Annotated in this window: 7 protein-coding genes; all 7 read left to right on the plus strand. The window is 53.3% G+C overall.

Features of this window, described 5'->3' with window-relative positions; genetic code table 11:
• Nucleotides 1-61 precede the first annotated feature (61 nt).
• The gene (locus tag ACXJJC_RS06395; RefSeq protein WP_048094935.1) at nucleotides 62-274 is read left to right on the plus strand and encodes an ATP synthase subunit C-like protein; all 213 of its coding nucleotides are present in this window, start codon (nucleotides 62-64) and stop codon (nucleotides 272-274) included.
• 31 nt (nucleotides 275-305) lie between these two features.
• A complete protein-coding gene (locus ACXJJC_RS06400; protein ID WP_456370302.1) occupies nucleotides 306-857 on the plus strand; it encodes a V-type ATP synthase subunit E in 552 nt (183 codons plus the stop codon).
• Between the two features lie 6 nt (nucleotides 858-863).
• The gene (locus ACXJJC_RS06405; protein ID WP_456370303.1) at nucleotides 864-1,907 is read left to right on the plus strand and encodes a V-type ATP synthase subunit C; all 1,044 of its coding nucleotides are present in this window, start codon (nucleotides 864-866) and stop codon (nucleotides 1,905-1,907) included.
• Nucleotides 1,904-2,209, plus strand: a complete 306-nt coding sequence (locus ACXJJC_RS06410; RefSeq protein WP_456370304.1) for a V-type ATP synthase subunit F — start codon at nucleotides 1,904-1,906, stop codon at nucleotides 2,207-2,209. Before ACXJJC_RS06405 ends, ACXJJC_RS06410 begins: the two co-directional genes overlap by 4 nt.
• Complete coding sequence (locus ACXJJC_RS06415) at nucleotides 2,200-3,936, plus strand: ATP synthase subunit A (RefSeq protein WP_456370306.1); 1,737 nt, start codon at nucleotides 2,200-2,202, stop codon at nucleotides 3,934-3,936. Before ACXJJC_RS06410 ends, ACXJJC_RS06415 begins: the two co-directional genes overlap by 10 nt.
• Complete coding sequence (locus ACXJJC_RS06420) at nucleotides 3,937-5,322, plus strand: ATP synthase subunit B (RefSeq protein ID WP_456370308.1); 1,386 nt, start codon at nucleotides 3,937-3,939, stop codon at nucleotides 5,320-5,322.
• A 51-nt stretch (nucleotides 5,323-5,373) separates the two neighbouring features.
• The coding region (locus tag ACXJJC_RS06425) for a V-type ATP synthase subunit D (protein ID WP_456370309.1) at nucleotides 5,374-5,518 on the plus strand (145 nt) is incomplete at its 3' end.

Below are 5,518 nucleotides of genomic sequence, written 5' to 3' on the forward strand. Positions count from 1 at the left end.
ACAGCCCCTTTGGTAGGAAGAGTAAATACACAAAGGAGGATTAAAAAAGGAGGTGTTGAAAATGGTGGATGGATTTGTGGCAATTGGTGCTGGTCTGGCTGTGGGATTGGCTGGAATTGGTGCTGGCCTCGGTGAGCAGGGTATCGGTGCTGCTGCAGTAGGAGCGATGGCTGAGGACCCGAGCTTCTTCGGTAGAGGTCTGCTGATGACCGTTATTCCGGAAACAATAGTCATCTTCGGACTGGTCGTGTCGTTCCTGCTGATGTTCATGTGAACACCCTTCCTTTTTTTACGAGGGATCCAAAATGCCACTGGAGCCAATAATCGAGGAGATCATCAGGAAGGGGCATCAGCAGGTTGCCGAGATAAAGAGTTCTGCTGAAGAGGAGGCAGAGAAGATAATCCTGGAGGCGAAGGAAAGCGCAAAGGAGATACTCAGGAGGGCAAGGGAGGAGGCAGAGAAGGAAGCTGAGAGGCTGAGAAGGCAGGAAATATCCAGCATCAACCTCGAGATGAAAAAGGAGGAGCTCAACAGGAAGAGAGAGGTTGTTGAGAAGGTCTACGAAAGGCTCGTGGAGAAAGTTTCGAGCCTTGATGGTGGAGAGCGGGAGAAGCTCCTGAAGAAACTTCTCGAAAAGTACGAGGGTCAGGATTACGTTGTATACTCCAGCAAGAGGGACGAGGAACTCGTCAGAAAGCTCACAAAGCTGGAGTATGCGGGTAATGTTGAATGCATCGGAGGTGTGGTCCTGGAGAGCAGGGACGGTGAGTACAGGATAAACCTGACGTTCGACACAATCCTTCAGGAGGTTTACGAGTCCAGGATGAAGGACATCTACGAGAAGCTGTTCGGGTGAGGGCGGATGATCTCAAAAATAATTAGGAGGACAAGGATCTCCGAGTGGGCATACATCGTCGCAAGAGTGCGGGTGATGAAGAGGAAGCTCATTCCGAAAGACGAGTATGCCAAGCTGCTGAACATGGATCTCAACGAAATCATCAGGTACCTCGAGGAGACGGAGTACAAGAAGGAGATCGACGAGCTCGCCTATAAGTACTCGGGTATGGACCTCATAGACCACGCCCTCTCCCTCAACCTCTCGAGAACGTACACGAAACTGATCAACATTTCAAAGGGACTTCCGAGGGAGCTCATAGTTCTCTACCTGAGGAAGTGGGACTTCTGGAACATCAAGAACATTATCAGGGGAAAGATGTTCGGATTCAGCAACGAGGAGATAGAGGTGACTCTCGTTCCTGCAGGGGAGTTCGACGAAGAGTTCCTCAAGTCGCTTCTGGCAAAGGACAGTGTGGATGAGATAGTTGACGCCTTCAGGGGCAAGCCGTTCCACGGCATACTTGAAAAGCTCCTCCACGGCGCGAAGCTCTCCGAGGTTGAGGACGAGCTTGACAAGTTCTACTACACTTCCATAGCCAGCCTGTCTGCGGAGAGCCTCGATACCAAGTACTTTATTGACTTCATCAGGATGGAGATCGACATAGTCAACATGAAGACCATAATCCGGCTCAGGAGAGAGGGAGTTCCTGTTGACGAAATTGTATCGAGAATTGTGCCGCACGGGTATCAGATTGACGAAGAAGAGGCGAGAAAGCTCGCAGCAATGGAGCTCGAGGAGCTCTACAAGGCTATAGAGAGTTACTGGTTTGTTGATGACCTCAGAGAAGCAATCGCGACCCAGCCAATGTCGAGGGTTGAGAACGCCCTCATGCGCGTCTGGGCACAGAGGACAATAAGAAAGTCGAACTACTATCCGCTCTCCGTTCTCCCGGTGCTGGGATACATGCTCCTGAAGAAGATAGAGGTCGACAACCTGAGGCTCATCGCGAGGGGCAAGGCGAGCGGCATGGATGTTGAGGAGATTAAGGAGCAGTTGGTGGTGGTATGAAGCGGCTTGCAGTAATTGGCGACCCGGACTTCAATCTCGGTTTCAGGCTTGTTGGTATCAGGGACATATTCGACGTGAATAGCGACGAGGAGCTTGTCGATGTGGTTGAGAAGGTTCTCGAGAGTGATGAAATTGGTGTTGCGGTCATCAAGTACGAATTTTTGAAAAAGCTCCCCCTCGCCCTGAGGAGAGCTGTGGATGAGAGCGTTGAGCCCACCTTCGTTGCGCTGGGTGAGGAGGGAGGAGTCGAGGAGATTAGAGAAAAGATAAGAAAGGCGATAGGTGTTGACTTATGGAAGTGAAGGAGTTAATCGGGAAGGTTTATCGTGTATCAGGGCCGCTGGTAGTTGCAGAGGGACTGAAAGCGAGGATGTATGATGTCTGCAGAGTCGGAGAAGAGGGGCTGATGGGTGAGGTAGTTGGCCTTGTGGGAGAGAAGGCACTGATTCAGGTTTACGAGGACACATCTGGAATAAAGCCGGGAGACAAGATAGAGAACACCGGAATGCCGCTGAGCGTCGAACTCGGACCGGGACTGCTGAAGTCCATTTACGACGGAGTCCAGAGACCTCTTCCCGCACTCAAGGAGGCGAGTGGAGACTTCATTGGAAGGGGCATTGACGCTCCAGCTCTCGACAGGAGCAAGAAGTGGGAATTCAAGCCTCTCGTCAAGAAGGGCGACAAGGTGAACGGCGGAGACATACTCGGTAGCGTGCAGGAGACGGAGTTCATAGAGCACAAAATCCTCGTGCCACCAAACGTTTCTGGAATTGTGAGCGAGATCTACGAGGGTAGCTTCACGGTCGAGGACACAATTGCAGTTCTTGAGGACGGCACGGAACTCAAGATAGCACACAAGTGGCCGGTCAGAATTCCGAGACCGTACAAGGAGAAGCTCCCTCCAACTATACCGCTCATAACCGGACAGAGGATACTCGACACGATGTTCCCTGTTGCTAAGGGTGGTACGGCCGCCATTCCGGGGCCGTTCGGGTCTGGAAAGACAGTTACTCAGCACCAGCTCGCCAAGTGGAGTGATACGCACGTCGTCGTCTACATCGGTTGCGGTGAGAGGGGCAATGAGATGACAGAGGTTCTCGAAGAGTTCCCCGAGCTCGAGGACCCGAGAACGGGGAAGCCACTCATGGAGAGGACAGTTCTTATCGCGAACACGTCAAACATGCCCGTCGCTGCAAGAGAAGCGAGTGTTTACACTGGAATCACCATTGCCGAGTACTTCAGGGACATGGGTTATGACGTGAGTATCATGGCTGATTCGACGAGCAGGTGGGCAGAGGCGATGAGAGAGATCTCGGGAAGGCTTGAGGAGATGCCCGGTGAGGAGGGTTATCCAGCTTACCTTGCCTCAAGGCTTGCAGAGTTCTACGAGAGGGCTGGAAGAGTCAGGACACTCAACGGAAACATTGGAAGCGTCACGGTTGTTGGTGCGGTCTCACCACCGGGTGGTGACTTCTCTGAGCCGGTCACACAGAACACGCTCAGAATTGTCAAGGTGTTCTGGGCTCTTGACGCTAAGCTCGCTGCGAGAAGGCACTTCCCGGCCATCAACTGGCTCCAGAGCTACAGCCTTTATGCAGACACACTTGCGGAGTGGTTCAACGAGAACGTCGCCCCTGACTGGGGTGAGCTGAGAAAGTGGGCAATGACCGTGCTTCAGGAGGAGGCGAACCTCCAGGAAATCGTGCAGCTCGTTGGCAGTGACGCCCTGCCTGAGAGCCAGAGGTTGCTGCTTGAGGTTGCGAGACTCGTCAGAGAGGTTTTCCTCCAGCAGTACGCCTACCACCCGGTTGACACCTACTGTGACCTGAAGAAGCAGTACGACCTGCTCAGGGGAATCAAGGAGATAAACGACGTGTTTTTCAGAGCACTCGAGTCTGGAAAGCTTGTTGAAGAGATCATCGGAGTCGAGGGCATCGACGAGTTTGCGAGGGCCAAGTTCGAGGAGGACTACAAGACTGCCCTTGAAAACGCGATCAAGAAGATTAAGTCCAATCTGGGGGTGGAGTGAATGAAGGAGTACAAGACGATCACCCAGGTTTCCGGACCTCTTGTTTTTGTCGAGAAGACCGAGCCTGTTGGCTATGGGGAGCTCGTCACGATAACCCTGCCCGACGGCTCTACAAGGAGGGGTCAGGTGCTGGACACCTCCAAGGATGTGGTAGTCGTTCAGGTCTTCGAGGGTACGAGGGGTATTGATACCTCATCAACTGTGAGGTTTACCGGAGACATCATCAGGCTCAACGTAAGCTACGACATGCTCGGCAGAATTCTGAGCGGCTCTGGAGATCCGATTGACGGTGGACCAAAGATCGTTCCTGAGGAGAGGAGAGAGATCATAGGTGCGGCCATAAACCCGTACGCCAGAGAGTATCCGAGAGAGTTCATCCAGACCGGTATCTCAGCCATTGACGGAATGAACACACTCGTCAGGGGACAGAAGCTGCCCATATTCTCCGGTTCAGGTCTTCCTCACAACGACATTGCCCTGCAGGTTGCGAGGCAGGCCAAGGTCAGGGGTGAGGGTGAGGAGTTCGCTGTCGTGTTCGCGGCCATGGGTATCACCCACGAGGAAGCTCACCAGTTCATGAAGGACTTCGAGAGGACTGGCGCGCTTGAAAGAGCAGTGGTCTTCCTGAACCTGGCAAACGATCCTGCCATTGAGAGGCTGCTTACACCGAGAATGGCTCTCACCGCTGCTGAGTTCCTCGCCTACGAGTATGACCTGCATGTCCTCGTCATCCTCACCGACATGACCAACTACTGTGAGGCTCTGAGAGAGATCTCCGCTGCGAGAGAAGAGGTGCCAGGAAGAAGAGGCTATCCGGGTTACATGTACACCGACCTCGCCACGATTTACGAGAGGGCAGGAAGAATCAGGGGGAGGAAGGGTACGATCACCCAGATGCCCATCCTTACGATGCCGGGAGACGACATAACTCACCCGATTCCAGACCTCACCGGCTACATCACAGAGGGACAGATCGTGCTCAGCAGAGAGCTGCACGCCAAGGGCATCTACCCGCCCATCAACGTTCTGCCATCACTCAGCAGGCTGATGAAGGAAGGTATCGGCGAGGGCAGGACGAGAGACGATCATGTGCAGTGGAACGACCAGATGTATGCAGCCTACGCTGAGGGTGTCGATCTCAGGGGTCTCGTTGCAATTGTTGGTGAGGAGGCTCTCTCTGACAGGGACAGGAGGTACCTCAGGTTCGCAGACGAGTTCGAAAGGAGATTCATACAGCAGGGCAAGTACGAGGACAGGGACATCGAAACGACCCTCGACATCGGGTGGGAACTGCTCTCGATGCTGCCGGAGAGCGAGCTGACCAAGATCGAGAGGAAGTTCATAGAGAAGTATCACCCCGCCTACAAGAAGAAGGCGGCGGAGTAATCAGCTTTCTTTTTTTAAGCGGGTGATACAATGGACGTACAGCCAACCAGAATGGAGCTGATAAAGCTCAGAAGAAGGATAGCGATGGCCAAAAAGGGTCACGCGCTGCTCAAGATGAAGAGAGATGGTCTCATCATGGAGTTCAGAACGATTCTTGAGGATGCCAAGAGGGTCATAGACGAGATGGTCCAGAGGT

Source organism: Geoglobus sp., from assembly GCF_054018175.1.